At 69.7% G+C, this 18,449-nt stretch carries 16 protein-coding genes and 1 pseudogene; 6 read left to right on the top strand and 11 right to left on the bottom strand.

Going from position 1 to position 18,449, the window contains the following annotated elements; translation table 11 throughout:
* The first annotated feature begins 216 nt into the window (after window positions 1-216).
* Window positions 217-1,107, top strand: a complete 891-nt coding sequence (locus tag DJ81_RS10010; RefSeq protein ID WP_094522457.1) for a hypothetical protein — start codon at window positions 217-219, stop codon at window positions 1,105-1,107.
* A gap of 27 nt (window positions 1,108-1,134) precedes the next feature.
* Here the strand turns inward: DJ81_RS10010 and DJ81_RS10005 are convergent, their stop codons facing one another.
* Window positions 1,135-1,431, bottom strand: a complete 297-nt coding sequence (locus tag DJ81_RS10005; protein WP_094522455.1) for a hypothetical protein — start codon at window positions 1,429-1,431, stop codon at window positions 1,135-1,137.
* A gap of 105 nt (window positions 1,432-1,536) precedes the next feature.
* Between DJ81_RS10005 and DJ81_RS10000 the strand changes: the two genes are divergently transcribed.
* On the top strand, window positions 1,537-2,424 hold the full coding sequence (locus DJ81_RS10000; protein WP_094522453.1) for a DMT family transporter: 888 nt from the start codon (window positions 1,537-1,539) through the stop codon (window positions 2,422-2,424).
* 60 nt (window positions 2,425-2,484) lie between these two features.
* On the top strand, window positions 2,485-4,125 hold the full coding sequence (locus DJ81_RS09995; RefSeq protein ID WP_094589506.1) for an ATP-binding protein: 1,641 nt from the start codon (window positions 2,485-2,487) through the stop codon (window positions 4,123-4,125).
* Window positions 4,126-4,153: 28 nt separating this feature from the next.
* On the opposite strand, the gene DJ81_RS09990 is transcribed toward DJ81_RS09995, so the two are convergent.
* Entirely contained in the window at window positions 4,154-4,651 is a 498-nt protein-coding gene (locus DJ81_RS09990; protein ID WP_094526215.1) for an SRPBCC family protein, read from the bottom strand.
* Between the two features lie 143 nt (window positions 4,652-4,794).
* Between DJ81_RS09990 and DJ81_RS09985 the strand changes: the two genes are divergently transcribed.
* Window positions 4,795-5,721 carry a DNA-3-methyladenine glycosylase gene (locus DJ81_RS09985; protein WP_094522447.1) on the top strand — a complete coding sequence of 309 codons (927 nt, stop codon included), beginning with the start codon at window positions 4,795-4,797 and terminating at the stop codon, window positions 5,719-5,721.
* Window positions 5,722-5,809: 88 nt separating this feature from the next.
* A complete protein-coding gene (locus DJ81_RS09980; RefSeq protein WP_094522445.1) occupies window positions 5,810-6,196 on the top strand; it encodes a DUF555 domain-containing protein in 387 nt (128 codons plus the stop codon).
* Between the two features lie 222 nt (window positions 6,197-6,418).
* Here DJ81_RS09980 and DJ81_RS09975 read toward each other — a convergent pair whose 3' ends face one another.
* From DJ81_RS09975 to DJ81_RS09955, 5 genes and pseudogenes are all read right to left on the bottom strand, one after another.
* Window positions 6,419-6,652 carry a UPF0058 family protein gene (locus DJ81_RS09975; RefSeq protein WP_094522443.1) on the bottom strand — a complete coding sequence of 78 codons (234 nt, stop codon included), beginning with the start codon at window positions 6,650-6,652 and terminating at the stop codon, window positions 6,419-6,421.
* Between the two features lie 209 nt (window positions 6,653-6,861).
* Complete coding sequence (locus DJ81_RS09970; protein WP_094522441.1) at window positions 6,862-7,041, bottom strand: hypothetical protein; 180 nt, start codon at window positions 7,039-7,041, stop codon at window positions 6,862-6,864.
* Window positions 7,042-7,148: 107 nt separating this feature from the next.
* Window positions 7,149-8,159 (bottom strand): transcription initiation factor IIB family protein, encoded by a 1,011-nt coding sequence (locus DJ81_RS09965; protein WP_094522439.1) that lies wholly within the window; start codon window positions 8,157-8,159, stop codon window positions 7,149-7,151.
* Window positions 8,160-8,432: 273 nt separating this feature from the next.
* Window positions 8,433-9,387 (bottom strand): annotated as a pseudogene (locus DJ81_RS09960) (mechanosensitive ion channel family protein).
* A 72-nt stretch (window positions 9,388-9,459) separates the two neighbouring features.
* Complete coding sequence (locus tag DJ81_RS09955; protein WP_094526218.1) at window positions 9,460-10,728, bottom strand: Zn-dependent hydrolase; 1,269 nt, start codon at window positions 10,726-10,728, stop codon at window positions 9,460-9,462.
* 95 nt (window positions 10,729-10,823) lie between these two features.
* Here DJ81_RS09955 and DJ81_RS09950 point away from each other — a divergent pair, with 95 nt between their 5' ends.
* Window positions 10,824-11,036, top strand: a complete 213-nt coding sequence (locus tag DJ81_RS09950) for a PLDc N-terminal domain-containing protein (protein ID WP_094522434.1) — start codon at window positions 10,824-10,826, stop codon at window positions 11,034-11,036.
* A 4-nt stretch (window positions 11,037-11,040) separates the two neighbouring features.
* On the opposite strand, the gene DJ81_RS09945 is transcribed toward DJ81_RS09950, so the two are convergent.
* From DJ81_RS09945 to malA, 4 genes are all read right to left on the bottom strand, one after another.
* Complete coding sequence (locus DJ81_RS09945) at window positions 11,041-12,072, bottom strand: sodium:calcium antiporter (RefSeq protein WP_094526222.1); 1,032 nt, start codon at window positions 12,070-12,072, stop codon at window positions 11,041-11,043.
* A 4-nt stretch (window positions 12,073-12,076) separates the two neighbouring features.
* Window positions 12,077-13,567, bottom strand: a complete 1,491-nt coding sequence (gene malQ, locus DJ81_RS09940) for a 4-alpha-glucanotransferase (protein ID WP_094526225.1) — start codon at window positions 13,565-13,567, stop codon at window positions 12,077-12,079.
* A 77-nt stretch (window positions 13,568-13,644) separates the two neighbouring features.
* Window positions 13,645-16,308, bottom strand: a complete 2,664-nt coding sequence (gghA, locus tag DJ81_RS09935) for a glucosylglycerol hydrolase (RefSeq protein ID WP_094589504.1) — start codon at window positions 16,306-16,308, stop codon at window positions 13,645-13,647.
* Window positions 16,308-18,440 carry an alpha-amylase MalA gene (gene malA, locus DJ81_RS09930; protein ID WP_094522427.1) on the bottom strand — a complete coding sequence of 711 codons (2,133 nt, stop codon included), beginning with the start codon at window positions 18,438-18,440 and terminating at the stop codon, window positions 16,308-16,310. Before malA ends, gghA begins: the two co-directional genes overlap by 1 nt.
* Between the last annotated feature and the right edge of the window lie 9 nt (window positions 18,441-18,449).

Genomic DNA, 18,449 nt, shown 5'->3' with positions numbered 1-18,449 from the left:
CGCGGTTCGCCGCCTGCCCATTCATAGGGGCGATTGCCCCACACGATTTTTTTGGAGACGCGTAGCGCGAGCGGTCGGCAGAGTTGACCGTGGTACGACCCCGGCAACCGCGGTGCGACCAGTTTACGTCACCGATCGCCGCGAAGCAGCCGAATTTCAATATTGAGATGTCTACCCATAAGTTTATGAATTTTGTCGCTGAAGCTAACGTCACACATGGCCGTTCCGACGGACCCTGATCACGACGTCACGGTGCGACTGTCCGCGACGGGGCAGCCACCGGTTCGTGACGATGTGCCGTCGGAACGAGTGATCTCCGTGCTGTTCGGAACCGGAATCGAGGAGTGGCGACGCGGGTGGCGCGACTCGCCCGGGTCGGGGCCCTCCAGCGAGGCGATCGTCTCCGCGAGCGACACCACCCGGGGATCGACGGCGACGACACAGGTCGTTCCGGGACGGCGGCTCGCGTACACGATGCTTGACGCGTCCACCGAGCTCGATCGCGTGGTCGACGCCGTTTCGACGTACGTCGCCGATTCCGAGGGGGAAGTGCCCTCGATCGTCGTTGACGACATCGTTCCGGTGGTGACCGACAGAGGAGTCGCTGCGGCTCGGTCGTTCGTAACGGGGTTGCGCGGGCTGTCCGGCGTCGACGACGTCGTCGTCGGGTGTTCGTATCGTCCCGAAGTGGCCGCGGACGTCCGATCGCTGTTCGATCCGACCGGCGACGTGGGAAGCGTTGACCATCCCGTCGCGGGAGCCCTGGACCGACTGCACCGTGACGACCCGACGACGTTCGGGTACGTGCGCCGCCACTGGGCAGAGGCGCGCGAGGGGGTGGAGCGCTGTACGCGGAATTACCCCCAGTCGCGGCAGGTCCACGCCGCCCTCTCCGACCCGGAGACGACGCCGCGGACGCTCGGCGCGACGCTGTCGGGGCTCGTGCGGCTCGGTGTGCTCGACACGTGGGGGGAGACCGTCGGCTCGACGCGGTACGATCTCACCGCGTACGATCGAGATCGGATGTGGGTCGTCGGGGCCGTCCTCGCGGCGTCGGCGGACGAGACGGATCCGGACGGCGGACCGGGGACGGTCGGCGACGACTGACCGGTGGACGCGTTCGTCCCGTCCGATTCACTCCGTCTCGTCCTCCGGCGTTGAAGTCGGGGGGTTGAGCTCGTGTGACACGACGGTACCGTCCGATTCGAGCGTGACGGTCCCCAGCGTGACGGTCGTCTCTGCCTCGAACCGTTCGGCGATGGTCCCGAGAACGACCTGCTGATCGAGCAGGTCCCAGACGGTCTCTGCGACCAACGATTGGAACGCCTCGGGGTCGGTCCACCCGGAGTCGACGTCCGACGGGACGTGAACGACGAACTGGAGTTCCGTATCGGTGAGGTGGATCCCCACGCCGAACGTGTCAGCGCACATGCGTCGCCGTTCGAACCGGAGTCGCAAATCTCCGTCGGCACGTTACCGAAGGCGACGACTCGTCCCGAAACCCGTAAGCGACGGGGGGCGAAACGACCGACGACGATGTCCGCCGACCCTCGCGTCCCACCGACGGCCGCCCTCGCGACCGCGGTCGTCGCCGTGAGCGCCGGGGCGATTCTCGTCAGGCTCAGCGCGGCGCCGAGTTCGGTGGCCGCGTTCTACCGCGTCCTGTTCACGACGCTACCGCTCCTTCCGGCCGCGATCTGGCGGTATCGGACCGAGTTCGTCCGAATCGGCCGCCGCGATCTCGCGTTCGCGACGCTGTCGGGGGTCGCGCTCGCGCTCCACTTCGCCGCTTGGTTCGAGAGCTTGGAATGGACGAGTGTCGCGGCGAGCGTCACGCTCGTCCAGGCGCAGCCGGTGTTCGTCGCGCTCGGCGCGTGGCTGCTCCTCCGAGAGCGAGTGACGCGCCGAATGGCCCTCGGCATCGCTGTCGCGGTCGCGGGGATGGTCGCGATGTCCGTCGGCGACCTCCTCGGCGGAGTGCTCGTCGGTCCGCGACCGCTCTACGGGAACGGATTGGCGCTGTTCGGCGCGGTGACGGCCGCCGGCTACGTCCTCGCCGGTCGCTCGCTCCGGCAGCGCGTCTCGCTCGTCCCGTACGTGGTCGTCGTCTACGGCGTCTGTACCGTGGCGCTCTTCGCGGTCGTGCTAGCAAAGGGGCATCCGCTCGGCGGGTATCCACCCCGTGAGTGGGCGCTCTTCGCGGGGCTCGCACTGGGCCCGGGACTGCTCGGTCACACCGTGCTCAACTGGGCGCTCGCGCACGTCGAGTCGAGCGTTGCGTCCGTGTCGCTGCTGGGCGAACCGGTCGGCGCGACCGTGCTCGCGTTGGTCCTTCTCGCCGAGGTTCCGACTCCGATCACGCTGGTAGGGGGCGCCGTCGTCCTCGCTGGGATCGCGCTGACGTCGACGGGGACGGCGAGCTAACGTTCTCACGGCCGATATTCGGGCGTTAACGTTGAAATGTTATCGGCCGGACCTATCTGTATGCCTCGTCGTTCCGCAGTCGTCTACGTCGGTGACGACACGAACGTCCGCCGCCGCGTCCGCGAAGCGGTCGCGGACGCGTGGAGCGCCCCCCGGACGCCGGAGTACGGGGTGGCCGCCCCGGCGGCGCTAGCGCCAGCCGCGGAGGAGGAGCGGTCGCCGCTCGCCGACGCCTGCGGGATAGTCACCACGGCCGATGCCCTCGCGTCGGGAGACGTTCGGAGACGCCTCGCGGCGACCCCCGAGAGCGTGCCGGTGATAGTCGCCGTGGAGGAGCCGGGAGTCGAACTGACCCGCACCGTCATAGACGCGGGCGCGGACGACGTCGTCCGCGTCGATCCGAACGAGCGAGCGGAAACTGACGGAAGTTGCACCGACTCACTCGTCGAGCGCCTCCGGGACGCGATCGAACCCGCGCTGACGCGACTCGGCGCTGACGACGTCGTACGGCTTCGGGAGGCGCTGCTGGACGCCGGTACCACGCTGATGAGCACTCGGTCGGACGAGGTCGAGACGAAAATCGTCTGGACGATGGAGCAGGTCGGCCGGCAGGTCGAGGTGGACCGAATCATCTGTTACTTGGACGCTGGAGACGCGTTCGAGCCGGCGTATCACTGGTCCTCGGGGAACTGCGACCCCGGCTCGAAATCGTACGCGGAGTTTCCGGGTCCCGAGGCGCTGTCCACGTTCGAGAACGTCGTCCGTCCACCGATCTCCGCCGGTAAGTCCGGGGACGCGACCCCGACCGACGAGGGTCCGCTGTCGGACACGGGATCGCCCCCGGGCGCGAACGCCGGTTCGGTTCCGGGTGCCGGGGACGGAGCCCCGCCGGCGACGGTTCACGTCCCGCTCGTCAGCGACTGGGAGCTCATCGGCGTCCTCGCGTTAGAGACCGATGAACCGCGAGCGTGGACCGAGGACGAAGTCGCCGCGTACCGCACCTTCGGTGACCTGATCGCGCACACCCTCGCGCGGAACGAACGCCGGCTCGAACTCCGTCGCCAGACGGAACGGCTCGAGCAGTTCAGCGCGGTCGTCTCTCACGACCTCCGGAACCCCCTCAACGTCCTCTCCGGGTACCTCGACCTCGTCGAGGACGACGTCGCGCGCGCGGAGTACGAGGCGATGGAACGCGCGGTACACCGGATGGAGACGCTCATCGAGGACCTCCTCATGCTGGCGAAGCGCGGCGACGCGATCGACGAGACGGAGTCCGTCCCGGTGGCGTCGCTCGCCGAGGGCGCTTGGGACTGCGTGCGGGCGCCGAAGGCGACGCTGACGGTCGGGGACGACGTCGGTCACGTGGAAGCCGATCCGGAGCGTTTGCGGCAGCTGTTCGAGAACCTCTTCCGGAACGCCGTCGACCACGGCGGGCCCGATGTCAACATCGAAGTGGGAACCGACGGCGATGGCTCGGGCGCGCGTGGGCTGTACGTCGCTGACGACGGACCGGGGGTACCGCCCGACGCGCGCGACTCGCTGTTCGACTCGGGGTTCTCGACCGCCGGGAGCTCGGGGCTCGGGCTCGCGATCGTCGACCGGATCGCGGACGCCCACGGCTGGGTGCTCGAGGTCCGAAACGACGGCGGTGCGGTGTTCGAACTCACCTTCGGAGCGGAGACGGCGGCCGCTCCCGCCTGAACCGGCGAACCGCCCGCTTCCACGACCGTTACGCCTCGAACCGCTCGATCGTCCGCCGGTGTCGGTCGCGGAACATCCCCTCGAACCCGACCTTCGCGAAGGGGCCGGCGACGTCGCCGAGCGGGCCGAGCGGGAGCCGGTACGAGACGCTGTCGACGAGGAGGGTCTCCTCGCCGTCGGCGTAGAAGGCGTGGGTGTGTTCCCACCGACGGAACGGGCCACCGACCATGTCGTCGACGAAGCGCGCGCTCTCCTTGACCGGGGTGTCGCCGTCGGGCTTCCGCTCGACGATTCGGGAGACCCACCGCTGTCGGGGCCCGACGCCGAACGGTCGCATCGACATCCGTATCCGCGATCCCTCGACGAGCACCGCCGGGTCCGGCTCCCCGTCCGGCCCCTCGACGCCGGCGATCCGGAGGTTCATCCAGTCCGGTGTGAGTGCGCGGAGGCCGTCGATCGTGGAGTGAAACGCCCACACTTCGTCGATGGGGGCGGGCACGCGGGTCGTCCGGCGGTACGTCGGCATACACCCGCTACGTGGCGACCGGTCAAAAACCCCGCTTCGCCCGTGGGAGTTGCCGCCGATCGGTCCCGACGTCTCGGACGCGACGTCGCTGGCCACCGCCGGTACCGAAATCCGAATACGGCTGCGACCCTCTCAGATCGGTAATGGAACGAGGCGCGATAGATATCGCGGACCTGGACGGGCCGTTCGATCTGCAGGCGACCGTCGAGAGCGGTCAGAGCTACCTCTGGAACCGCGCGGACGGCGAGACGTACGCGGACCTCCACGCCCACGGCGGCGACGACTGGTACGAGACGGTCGTCTCCCCGATCCCCGGCGTCGTCGACGAGCGCGTCCCGCTGCGGGTCAGACACGAGGGCGGGGTCCACGACGGGAGGCTCCACTGGGAGTCGGCGATCGACGCCGTCCCGCTCCTCAAACACCTGTTCCGGCTCGACGACGACCTGGACGCGATCCTCGACGCGACCCCCGACCTCCCCCTGCTCGAACGAGCGTACGACGCGTACGAGGGAATGCGACTCACTCGCGATCCGGCGTTTCCGTGTCTGATCTCCTTCATCTGCTCGGCGCAGATGCGCGTCGCGCGGATCCACGGGATGCAGCGCCGCCTCCGGGAGACGTACGGCGACGTCGTCGAACTCGACGGAGCGGCGTACCACGCGTTCCCGACGCCGAAGCAGCTCGCCGCCCGGACGGAGGCGGAGCTTCGCGACCTCTCGCTGGGCTACCGCGCGCCCTACGTGCAGCGGACGGCCGAGATGGTGTCGTCCGGCGAGGCGGACCCGCTGGCGGCGGCGGAGCTCCCGTACGAGGAGGCGCGCGAATCGCTGACCCGGTTCGTCGGCGTCGGGGACAAGGTCGCCGACTGCGTGCTGCTGTTCTCGCTCGGCTTCCTCGAGGCGGTGCCGCTCGACACCTGGATCCGGACGACGATCGAGGAGTACTACCCCGACTGCGAGCGCGGCGGCTACGTCGAGACGTCGCGGGCGATCCGCGAGCGCTTCGGCGGCGAATACGCCGGATACGCCCAGACGTACGTGTTCTACTACCTCCGGGCGGGCGGCGAGTGAGTCGGGACGCTCGCGCGCGGTCGTCGTTTCGACGTTTCGACCTGTCGGCCGAAGTTTCATACTCGCGCGTGTGGTACACGTCACCGTGATGGACTGCCGAGTCGTCGTGGAGGCCGCCGTCCCGGTGTACGACGTCGGGACCGCTGACGAAGCCGTCCGGATCGCGATCTCGAAGACCGGCGAGATGCTGAATCCGGACCTCAGCTACGTCGAGATAGAGACCGGGAGCCGCACGTCTCCCGCCGGCGAGGAGCTGCCGCCGGCCTTCGTCGCCGCCGACGAGGCGCTCGTCGCGCTCGAACTCCGCATGGACGTGTTCAACGTCGAACGCGCCGAACACGCCAGCCGGGTCGCGCGCAAGGAGATCGGCCAGCGCCTCCGGAACATCCCCCTGAAGGTACTCGACGTCGAGGAGTTCGAAACGGACGACGAGGGGGACGACGAGTCGGAGTCGCTACCCGACGACGGGCCGTAACGCGCCGGCGACCCCGAGCGAGACCGTGGATCGGAGCGAGTCGGACAGCCCTTGGTGTCGACGTCGCTCTCGCGGGCCGAGAGATCCACCGGGTCGACTACCGACTGGGCGACTACCGACTGAGCGAGTGCCGACTACGCGAGCGTCGACTGCGCGGGAGGCGAGCCCGCGAGTACGGCTACCGCTCGGCGAGCGGGGAAGGACAGGAAGCGGGACGAAATTTCAGTCTGCGGTCGGGGCCAGCGGCTCCGATTCGGACTCCTCCATCGGCTCCGTGATTCCCTCGGTCAGCTTAAAAACGGCCGCTTTGTGGTCGGTCTTCGACTTGTGAATCGATGTCGGCTTGACGCCAAGTTCTTCGTAGGCTTCGAGGTCAATATCCTCGTTCCAGAATTCGCACTGTTTTCGTACCTCCGCGAGAAGGCCGTGAAGATGGATGAGCTCCTGCTTCTTCATGAGTAACAGCCCTTTGCTACCGGAGGTTTATATTATTATCTTGAGTCACGTTACCATGCAACTTTGCGTATTCACCGGATACGAGGCGTAGACGGGTCTTTTCGGGTTATCGATCGGGAAGGATTCGTTCGCACGCGCCCGCTGAGGGGGCCCGAGACGGAGAGCCGTCCCGCCGCGGAGCTGACTCGGTTTCGAAGGTCGCGTGCGACTTACTGGAACTGCTTGACCGCCTCGAGGTCGCGCTCGGTCCGCATGAACTCCGTCAGCCGGCGGGTCGCGTGACACTCGGGGCAGCTGAAGTTCGAGCGGAGGCTCTGGAGATCAGCGGGGTTGTCCTGCCATTCCTTCGTACACTCCGGACAGACCAGTCTGACGAACGCATCCACCATGGCCTGCCGTACACGCGGCCGGGTTAAAAGCGTACGTGGCGAGGGCTATTCGAACGCGCTCGAACGCGGGAAGAAATGACAGGGAGAGAACGGATCGAACGGCGGTGTTAGGCCGCCAGCCCCTCGCTCGCTTCGAGGAGCTCCTTGTACCGGTTCCGGATGGTGACCTCGCTGATGTCGGCCACGTCGGACACCTCGCTCTGGGTCACCTTCTCGTTCGAGAGGAGCGCGGCCGCGTACACTGCGGACGCGGCGAGCCCGACCGGGGACTTCCCGCTCGTGATGCCGGACTCTTTCGCGCCGTCGAGGAGCTCGCGGGCCAGCCGCTGGGTCTCCTCGGAGAGCTCCAGCCGCGAGACGAACCGCGGGACGTAGCTCCCGGGGTCCGCAGGCTGGACGCGAAGCCCGAGTTCGCGGATGACGTAGCGGTACGTCCGGGTGAGCTCCATCTTCTCGACGCGGGAGACGGCGGTGAACTCGTCGAGGCTCCGGGGGTTCCCCACCTGCCGGGCGGCCGCGTACAGCGACGCGGTCGCGACGCCCTCGATGGAGCGGCCGGGCAGGAGGTTCTCGCTCAGCGCGCGGCGGTAGATGACCGAGGCGGTCTCGCGGACGTTGTCCGGGAGGCCGAGCGCCGAGGCCATGCGGTCGATCTCGCCGAGCGCCTGCTTCAGGTTGCGTTCCTTCGAGTCGCGGGTGCGGAACCGCTCGTTCCAGGTGCGGAGCCGCTGCATCTTCTGGCGCTGCCGGCTCGACAGCGACTTGCCGTAGGCGTCTTTGTCCTGCCAGCCGATGTTCGTCGAGAGCCCCTTGTCGTGCATCATGTTCGTCGTCGGGGCGCCGACGCGCGACTTGCTGTCCCGCTCGCCGGAGTTGAACGCGCGCCACTCCGGCCCGCGGTCCACCGAGTCCTGTTCGACGACGAGCCCGCAGTCGTCGCACACCGTCTCGCCGTGCTCCGTGTCGGTGATGAGGCTCCCGCTACACTCGGGGCAGGTCGTGGTCCGCTCCGCCGTCGTCGACTCCGTTTCCTCGGATTCCGTCTCGGTCGTTCCGCTTCGATTCGTTCGTTCTCGCTCCGTCTCCCCGCCGTAGTCGCGCGTACGTGTTTCTGTCATGGGTTCTCTCCGATCGAACTCCCGACCGAAATACTGGTGCCGGGCTCGCCGATTCGTTAACCAATAGTAAGTCACCAGAGTATATAAATGTGACGTGTTTAAAGTTACCACACACCTCATTTAACGGCCCATATAGGCCCGATACCGCCCGTTTCCGTATTATCGCATCTTCGTCGGGATCGGCGGCCGGATGACGACCGAATAGTTACAGTATATAAATCATGACGGAACGGCGACCGACCTCCGTCCGGCGGCGGCTCGATCGCCTCCGCGCTAGCGATTTCGGCTCACCGGGAACGCCACGCGACCGGGCGCGTCGTTGAAACGGTCGAGGATCCGCTCGTTCAGCCGGTTCTTCACGCGCTGCCGCGACGCGGATGCGCGAGGTACCGGACGCGGAGCTCCACCCACGACTCGCCCTGCGTCACGTTCACTATCGGACGGTCGTGCACCTCCAGCTCCACGGGCGTCTCGGCGAGGGCCTCCCGGTACGCCGCGATTCCGGCGGCCATCTCGTCGCCGATCAGGTCGCTCGCCTCCTCGGCCATGACCTCGCGCGCGAAGTCGAGATCGGTCTTGTAGGCGACCTGGACCCCGACCTCGTTCCACACGTAGGGGGAGCCGCCCCCGCCGAAGTTGACGACGTTCGAGGAGAGCACGACGCTGTTGGGCACCGTCACCACGCGTCCCGACGGCTGGTTCGTCGTGACGAGCTCGCCGTTGATCTCCCACAGCGTCGTCACGAGGAAGTCGACGCCGATCACGTCTCCCTTCGCGTCGTCGATCCGGACGCGGTCGCCGACGCCGTACGGTTGTTTCACGGTGATGTACACCCACGCGATCAGCGACAAGAGGGGCTGTTGGAGCGCGAACGTGACCGCGAAGCCGATGACCCCGAGCGAGAACAGGAGTCCGAGCCAGTTCTCGGTCAGCACCGCGAGCGTCGCGATCGTCCCCACGAAGCCGAAGACGAGTCGCAGGAGGTTGCGCGTGTTGTACGTGCGCCGCTTGTTCGCCGACCGCATCAGGACGCCGACCGCGAGGAGGTACGACCCGTACAGCAGCGCCCCCACGGCGACAACGAGCAGCGCCCGCCCGACGACGAGCGTCGCGGGGTAGCCACCCAGGTCGGGCCAGCCGCCGAGGACACCCGTCGTTTCGACGATCGTGCCAACGGCGGCGGCGACGACGCCGAGCGCGACGGCGGCGACGCGAGTGGACGTCTCACGCTAGCCGCTCGCAGCCGACCGGCAAAACGGTTGTGACGTCCGGTCGTCCGATCCGACCCCGAGTCGCCCCGCTACGCCTCGTCGCCCGTGACCCGCGTCAGCGCCCCCGCCAGCACCTCGGTCGCGGCCGCGCAGTCCTCCCAGTCGGTCCACTCGCGGGGGTTGTGCGAGATCCCGTCCCGCGAGGGCGCGAAGAGGAGGGAGGCGTCGGTGACGCGGGCCACGCGCATCGCGTCGTGCGCCGCGCCGGAGTGGAGGTCGAGCGCGTCCCGTTCGGCGTCCGCCGCGGCGGCGTGGGCGGCCTCTCGGAGGCGCTCGCTCATCGGCGTCGGCGCCACGTCGAAGGGGCGGTCGAACGACGTCTCGACCCCCCGTTCGCGCTCCAGTCGGGCGAGCGACTCGCGCGCGGCCGAGACGATCGCGTCCATCGATTCGGTCTCGACGTCGCGCACGTCGACGCCGGCCTCGACGTGGCCCGGAACAACGTTCGTCGCGTTCGGCGAGACGGAGAGCGACCCGACGGTGCCGACCGCGGAGACGCTCGACTCGTCGACGACGTCGTTCGCGGCCGCCTCCACGTCGAGGACGAACTCGCTCGCGGCCGCGAGCGCGTCGGTCCGGTCGCCCATCGCGGTCGCGCCGGCGTGGTTCGCCTCGCCCTCGACCGTCACCTCGCAGTGGGTGATCCCCGTGATCGTCGTCACCACGCCGGCGTCGGCGCCCGCCTCCTCCAAGACGGTGTCCTGCTCCACGTGGAGCTCGTAGAACGCCGCCCACGACGCGGGGTCGATCGCGTCGTCGCCGCGGTAGCCGATCCGGTCGAGCGCCTCGCCCAGCGTCTCGCCGGCGTCGCTCTCGTACGCGAGGGCCTCGTCGACGGCCGTCTCGCCCGTCGCCACCGACGACCCGAGCAGCCCCTCCCCGAAGGTGCCCCCCTCCTCCTCGGTGAAGCTGACGACGCCGACCGGTCGCGCGGGTTCGACGCCCGCATCCCGCATCGCGCGCACGGACTCCAAGGCGGCGTACACCCCGAGCGGGCCGTCGAAGATCCCGCCCTCAGGAACGCTGTCGAGGTGGCTCCCGCTCACGACGGGAGCAGCCTCCGGGTCCGCTGAGTCGGGGACCCACGTTCCGAGCACGTTCCCGACTCCGTCGACCGCGACGTCGAGGCCGGCCGCCTCCAGGCGCTCCACCAGCCGGTCTCGCGCGGCCGCGTTCGCCTCGCTCCCGGTCCGGTTCGTCCGTCCGCGCCTCTCCGGGTCGTCGTACTCCACGCGTCCGAACGCCGCGTTAGCCTCCAGGTCCGCGCGGAGTCGTTCGGCGTCGACTGGCAGGTCCATGCGCGGATCGGAGGGCCGCCGGAGCAAAACGGTTCATGGTCGGCGCGGGACCGGGCCCCAAAGACACTTATTACGCCCCCGAGTGATATCGGCCGATGTCCCCGATACTGCTGCAGGAGGCCTTGGCCGGCGGGATCGCCTTCCTGTTCGGTCTGCTGGTGCTGCTCGTACAGCTCGCCATCATCGTCTGGATCTACTCGGACGCGCAGCAGCGTAGCGACCAGCCCGCGTTCCTCTGGGCCATCGTCGCCTTCCTCGCGCCGCTGCTGGGCCTCGTGCTCTACTTCATCATCGGTCGGACTCGGTAGGCGCTCACACCCCCCGCAGGAGGCTCGTTACGCCGACCGTCTCGGCGATCATCCACGCCACGAACAGCAGGTACGTCGCGAGTAGGATGTACGACTCGCGGCTCGTGAGCGACAGGTCCGTCCGGAGCGCCGCGAACAGCAGGACCGTCGCCGCCGTGAGCACCCCGAACATCGGAACGGCCGTCGAGAAATTCACCTCAACGCGGCCGACGATGAGCACGCCCAGCGGGATGGCGACGAGGAGGTCGAACGTGTTCGAGCCGAGCACGTTCCCGAGGCTCGTCGCGCCGCGCCCCTCCTGCGCCGTCCGGAGGCTCACCAGCGTGTCGGGGAGGCTCGTCGCCGCCGCGACGATCGTGACGCCCGCGAGGAACTCCGGGATGCCGAAGGTCGTGCCGAGCGACTCCACCGACGCGACCAGCCGCTCGACGGTCACCACGATGACGAGCAGTCCGGCCGCGAGCTTCCCCCACTCCCGTCTGACGTCGACACCGTCGCGCACCGTCTCGATGTCGGCGTCGCCCACGTCTTGGTACTGAATGAACAGGTAGAGCCCGTACAGCGTCAGCGGGATAAGCGCGAGCGGCCGGGTCAGCTCGCCCGCGATCGCCTCGGCGGGAACCGGGACGTAGATGACCGCGAGCGAGAAGGTGACGACGAGCGCCGCGACGGCGATCATGTAGAACTGCGCCTCCTTGTACACGATCGTCCGGCTGGACTCCAAGGGGCCTTGGGCGCCGATCCCGGCCAGCGCGGGGATGACGAGCACGTTGAAGATGGCGGAGCCGACGAGCGCGCCCACGCCCATGTCGAAGACGCCGACGAGCGCGGTGACGAGCACGCTCACCAGCTCCGGGAAGCTCGACCCGACGGCGACGACGATCGAGCCCTGCACGACGGCCGGCAGTCCGTAGTACGCGGAGAGCGTCTGGGCCGACTCCTCGATCCACCCGCTGCCGACCCAGATGGCCGCGGTCGCTCCGGCGATCACCGCGACGTGGAAGAGTGGCGAGTCCGGGAGGATGCCACCGAACACCGCGTTACCGGACGTGCCGTCCGGCGAGCTCCCACAGGCGGTCGGCGATCTCGTCGTCGAGGTCGTCCCGAGTCACGCGCCACTCCCAGTTGCCGTCGACGGTCCCCGGCTCGTTGAACCGCGACTCGCTGCCGAGCCCGAGCAGGTCTTGCATCGTCGTCACGGCGAGCACAGCCTCGGAGTCCCACACCTCGTCGATGATCTCCCACTCGGGCGCGCGGTCGCCGTCGGCGCCGACGTTGTACCGGAAGCAGTCCCGCTGGCGCTCCGGGAGGTCCTCGAAGTAGCCGATCCACGTGTCCGTGTCGTGGGTCGAAGTGTAGCCGACGACGCCCTCGGGGTAGTGCATCGGCTGGTACGGGTTCCCCTCCTCGCACCAGTCGGCGTACTGGGAGACGCGCATGCCAGGGAAGCCGAACTCCGCCATCAGCTCGTTCATCGCCCGCTCCTCGAACCCGAGGTCCTCGGCGATGAACGGGGCCTGTCCCAGCTCGCGCTCCACCGTCTCGAACAGGTCACGCCCCGGCCCCTCCCGCCACTCGCCGGCGGCCGGGTCGTCGCGGTCGGCCGGGATCGCCCAGTACTTCACGAACCCCAGGAAGTGGTCGAGCCGCGCGACGTCGGCGAGCTCGAACAGCCGCCGGAACCGCGCGATCCACCAGTCGTACTCCCGCTCGGCGAGCCGATCCCAGTCGTAGACGGGGTTCCCCCAGCGCTGTCCGTCGTCGCCCGGGTTCGGCGGGACGCCGGCGACCGCGGTCGGACGGTTCCCCTCGTCGAGTCGGAACGCCTCGGGCTTCGCCCACACGTCGGCGGAGTCGAGCGCGACGTATATCGGCACGTCGCCGACGATCGAGACGCCCTCCTCGGCCGCGACCGATCGGAGCTCGCGCCACTGCCGGTCGAACGTCCACTGGACGAACTCGCGGAACCGGACCTCGGTCGCGCGTTCCTCGCGCGCCTCGGCGAGCGCCTCGGGGTCGCGGGTTCGGATGGGTTCCGGCCACTCGACCCACGTGTCCTCGGGCCGCGCGTCGGCCAGCGCCCGGAACAGCGCGTAGTCGGCGAGCCAGGGCTCGCGATCGCGGAACGCGTCGAGGTCCGCCTCGTCCTCCTCTCCCGCTTCCGCGTCGAACCGCTCGAATGCGTCGCGCAGCAGCGGGAGCTTGTACTCCCGGACCGCGCCGTAGTCGACGCGGTCGTCGGGGAAGTCGGGGACCGGTTCGAGGTCGGACGAGTCGAGCCAACCGTCGGCGACGAGCCCGTCGAGGTCGATCAGGAGGGGGTTGCCGGCGAACGCCGACGGCGACTGGTACGGCGACTCCCCGGCGGCGTGTATCGTCGGCCCGAGCGGACAGATCTGCCAGTGGTCGACGTCGGCGTCGCCGAGGAACGAGAGGAACGCCGCGGCGCCGTCGCCGAGGTCGCCGATCCCGTGTCGTCCCGGCAGCGAGGTGACGTGGCAGAACACGCCGTCGGAGCGGTCGAATCGCATGCGTCTCCCTGTGACCCCCACCGACTCAAGCGTTGCGTCCGAACGGGGGGCTCGGATGTCGCGGCCAGGCGGCCGACTCAGTCGCCGCGGCCCGCGCGCCAGACGACCGCGTCCGCGGTCTCGAGCGTGACGACCCCCGCGTCCGATCCCACCGAGGCGTCGGTGTCGGGCGCCGCGAGCGCGACGGTCCAGTCGGGCGCCCCGTCGCGCTCGCCGCCGTCGTCGCGCCCGGCGACGCCGAGGTCGTCGAGGACGTCCGTCGGCGACACCTCGACTGGGGTTCCCTCCACGTTGCATGCGACGAGCAGCGCCTCGTCTCCGTCGGGGTCGCGTCTGAGCGCCTGGTACACCACGGTTCCCTCCGTCGGATGCCGGTAGCCGAACGCCTCGCCGCGGTCCGGGTCGACGTCGCGGCGGAGCCAGGGCCGCGGCTGGCGGAACTCGCGGACGCGGCGGTCGAACGCGGTCCGCGCATCGCCCTGAGCGTCTTCCCAGCGGTCCAAGACGAGGTACTCGGCCACGTCGGCGCTCCAGGCGAACGAGAACGCTTGGAGGTCGGTGGCGGCGAGTTCGCCGCGAGCGTTACCTCGAAGGGGGGTGCCCTTGACCGACAGCAGCTCCGCGATCAGGTCGAGGTCGTAGTCGGTCGCGTCGACCAGGGCCGCGAGCGTCGTGACGAACTCCCTCAGCTCGGCGCGCGTCTCGAATCCGAGCTGTTTCAAGCGCGTGAACGAGTCGCGCTCGCCGTACGCCCCCTCCGGGACGTGCCAGTCGATCCACGGCGCCTCCTCGGCGACGACCTTCACGTTCCACGTCGGGTCGGTGTCCCTGACGAACCCCCACGGCGCCCGGTAGTTCGCGTGGAGGAAGTCCATCGGGACGCCCGGCATCGCGACGTGGAACCAGACGAGCGCGGCGGGGCTGTCGTACGCCTCGCGGATCGTCTCGGGCGGCGAGTCGGCGAGGTACGGGTTGATCAGCGCGCCGCCCCAGTCGTCGGTCACCTCGACCTGCGAGCCGCGCCGCAGCGTGTCGTGGTTCGCGACGCCGGTGATCCACTGGCTTCCCATCTCGCCGACCTCGCGCATGCGCCACCACTTCGTCGCCCAGAACGTGAGGAGCGCGGGCTTGTTGTGCGCGAACGTCACCGGCGACCACTGGAACGCGTGCGGGTGCTGCTCGATCAGCGTGCGGTACGTCGACGCGAGCTCCCAGTCCTCCCGCGGCCACGGGCGGCCGTCCTCGTAGATCATCCACGGGCGGTACTCGGTCCCGGCGACCTCGTGGGTCACCCGGTCCATCTCGGCGAGGAACGCGTCGTCGTGGACCTGCTCGCCGGTCTCCTCGTCGTGGTACGTGAAGTCCTGCGCGCCGTCGATCCGGATGCCGTCGGCGCCGAAGTTCGCTTTCCGGCGCTGTAACTCGAGTATGATCGCCCGAACGACGGGCTGGCGGTAGTTCAGGTGGAGGCCGTACATCCCCGGCCCCTCGAAGAACGGGTCGGGAAGCAGCTCCGCCGCCGACTCGTCCGCGTGCCCGAGCGCGACGTCGAAGACGACCCGGATCGGGTCGGGCATCCCGTGGCAGGCGGCGATGAACTCGACGAGCTCGTCGGGCCGTCCCGTCTCCAGTATCGCGGGGTTCGCCGCTCCGAAGCCGCTCACAACGACGTCGTACCCCCAGTTGGTCTGGTCGGGGCGCTCGACGCCGACCCTCGCGCGCTCCAGGTCGCGCTCGCGGTCGAACGCCGACGCGGGGTCGACTGGCGCGTCGTCCGACCCGCCGCCGCGCTCCGGGCCGGACCCGCGAGCGTCCTCGCCGTCTCCGGGCTCGTACGTTCCGCCGGGGCGCCAGTACCACTGGCGCCCGTACGCCTGCGTTAGCGGCTCGACCGGCATGAGCTGGATCGCGTCGTACCCGACGTAGTTCCGCTCGTGAGGTGCGAGCGGCTCGCCGGTTCGGAGCTTCTCGCCGATCGCCTCGAACCGCTTCGCGAGCGCCGCGAGCGACCCCGATTCGGTCGACGTGCCGGGGTGGATCTCAACCATGCTCGTCGCGGGGTCAATCCGCGGGAGCCCGTCGTCCGCCGTCGTCGGGAGCGCCTCCTCGTCGGTCCCGAGCGAGTCGAAGTGGTCGCCGTCGGGGCGCGTCGCGTCGAGGCGCGGCCAGTCGTAGGCCTCCGCGGGCGCGAACGCCCCGAACGGGAGCGAGTACGCGAGGGGGTCCCGAACCGTCTCCCATTCGTCGCCGCCAGCGGTCCGGTACACGAGCTGATACAACGCGCCGAGCCGGTCGCGCGTCCCGAGCGCGATCCCGTCGACGGCGACCCAGTGGAACTCTTCGTCGCGCTCCACCGGGAGTCGGTCGACGCGAAACGTGGCCTCGCGGAGGTCGTCGCGGCCGGGGTCGACCGCCGTCTCGTCGCCGTCGCCCCCGTCCTCGGCGACGGGAGTGAACAGCTCCAGTCGCACGTCGTCGACGGGGACGCCGGCGTCGACGAGGTCGGGCGTCCAGAAGCCGAAGGCGACGCCCTCGGGCGGGTCGGTCGCCGGGTCCGCGCCCTCAGGTCTGATCGGATGCGCGCCGAGGCGCTCGGCGAGCGACCGGGCCGCCTCGAACCGATCGGCCGCCGCCTCGCGGTCGGCCCGCGCCCGCTCGACGAGGGCTTCGGTCCGGTCGGGGAGCGTCTCGCGCGTTCGATCGCGCGACGCGTCCCCCGCGTCCCCCGCGTCCCCGCTCATCACTCCGTCTCCCTGACGATAGCGACCTCGTCGACGCGGATCCGCTCCGTCCCTTCCCCGTCGACGACGACGCACGACTCCCCGGTGACCAGGTCGCGGTCCGTGTGGTCGGCGTCGACCGCGACGCTGGCCTCGTCGGGCGCGAAGTTGAGGACGACGATCAGCGACTCCGCGCCGTCGCTCCGGCGGAACGCCACCACGTCGTCCGGGTGGACGTCGCCGCTAGCGACGATCGGCCGCTCGCTCAGGTCGCCGCTGGCGACGTGGTACCCCACCCGTTCGAGGCCGCCCTCGGGCCCGAGCGCCGGGTGGTCGTCGCGAGTCGAGAGCAGGCGCTCGTAGCGATCTCGGACCTCGTCGCGCGCGTGCTCCCACGCGATCGCGTCCCGGCGGCCGCGCTGACCGATCTCCTGTCCGGCGTACACCATCGGCACGCCGGGCAGGGTGAACGTCGCGGCGCCCGCGGCGGCCGCGGCGGCGTCCCCGCACTCGACGCGGTAGCGCGTCTCGTCGTGGTTCTCGATGTACTGGAGGAAGCCGGCGTGGTCGGGGAAGCCGATCTCCGCGCGCTGGTCGATCGCGTCTAACACCGAGGCGGCCGGCTCGGCGCCGCGGCCGACCTGCCGGAGCTGGAAGTACAGCGTCGCGTCGAAGTGGATGTCGAACATCCCCTCGTGGAAGCCGGGGATGTACGGGATCGTCTCGTCCATCAGCAGGAACTCGCGGTCGATGTCTTTCACCCGGTCGCGGAGCTCGCGCCAGAACGAGTCGGGGACCGCCCACGCCATGTCACAGCGGAACCCGTCGACGAGCGGCGCCCACTCGTCGATCACGTCGAGGAGGAACCGCCGCACGTCGAGGTTCGCGTGGTTCAGGTTCGCGATCAGCTCCCAGTCGAAGTACGTCCCCGGCTCGCCCGACTCCTGCCACTCGAAGCGGTCGCGGTACGGAGAGTCGGGGTTCCGGTAGGCGTCCTCGAACCACTCGTGGTCGCGTGCGGTGTGGTTGGCGACGAAGTCGAACAGCACCCGCATCCCGTGGTCGTGGGCGGCCTCCACGAGCGCCTCGTACTCGTCGCGGTCGCCGAGGTCCTCCGCCACGTCAAAGAAGTCGACGATGTTGTAGCCGTGCGGCTTCCCGTCGTGCTGGAGCACGGGCGTGAGCCACAGCGTGTCGACGCCGAGGTCGGCGATCTCCGGGATCCGCTCCGCGATCGACTCGAACGCCTCGCCCTCGTCGGCGTCGGCGAACGTCCGGACGTACACCTCGTAGACGGTCGCGTCCGCCGTCCACTCGGGCGGCTGGTTCAGTCGGACCGTCTCGAAGGCGGGGCCGTCGGCGTCGACGGGGGTCGTCAGGTCCGGGTCGGCGGTCTCGTCCTCGTCAGCGTCCGCGAGCTCGCTCCGGTCGGCCCGCTCGACGGCGACCGCGTCGGCGACGCTCACCCGCTGTTCGCGACCCGGCTCGCGGGCGACGGCGACCGCGTGGACGCGGAGCCGGTCCGGGACGGCGTCGACCGGAATCCGAAGCGCGCGTCCGTCGTCGGTCGTCCGGAACGCGTCCCGCGGGTTCCGCCGCCCCTCCGCGACCGCTCGCTCGACGTCGCGATCGTCGACGACGAAGGTGACCGCGAGCTCCGACGCGTCGAGGGCGGACTCGGGGTTCGGTGTCGGCGTCGCGCGAACGACGACCTCGGTGCGCTCTCCCTCGCCCGCTGCGTCTCCGCTCGCTCCGCCCCCCTCCGCCTCCTCGACGGTCGCGTCGAGCCGGACGCGGGGACGGCCGACGCCCTCGTGGGGCCGCTCGGCGCCGTAGTCGATCGCGGCGTGGTCGGCGTCGCGGTCGCGGATCGCCGTTCCGCTGCCGCCGGCGACGTCGACGCCCTCGTAGCTCGCCGCGAACGCGCGGACCGTCAGGAGGTGGTCGCCGTCGGGCGCGTCGAGGCCGAGGCGGTACTGTCCGGGGACGTCCGGCGTGAACTCGGTTACCGAGTCCTCGCCGACTGTCGCCTCGCTGTCCGGCGGCGCGTCGGCGACGCGCCACTCGTACTCCGCCGTCGGGTCCGGGTCCCGCGGGGCGAGCTGCGTCGTCTCCCCGGTCGAGAGGAATCGGGGGGGTCCTGGGTGGTGCATGTGCCATCC

Source organism: Halorubrum sp. Hd13 (genome assembly GCF_002252755.1).
In the GTDB taxonomy this organism is placed as follows: Archaea; Halobacteriota; Halobacteria; order Halobacteriales; family Haloferacaceae; genus Halorubrum.
The sequence above is the reverse complement of the archived record's forward strand: the minus strand, read 5'-3'. Positions and strand labels throughout refer to the sequence as shown.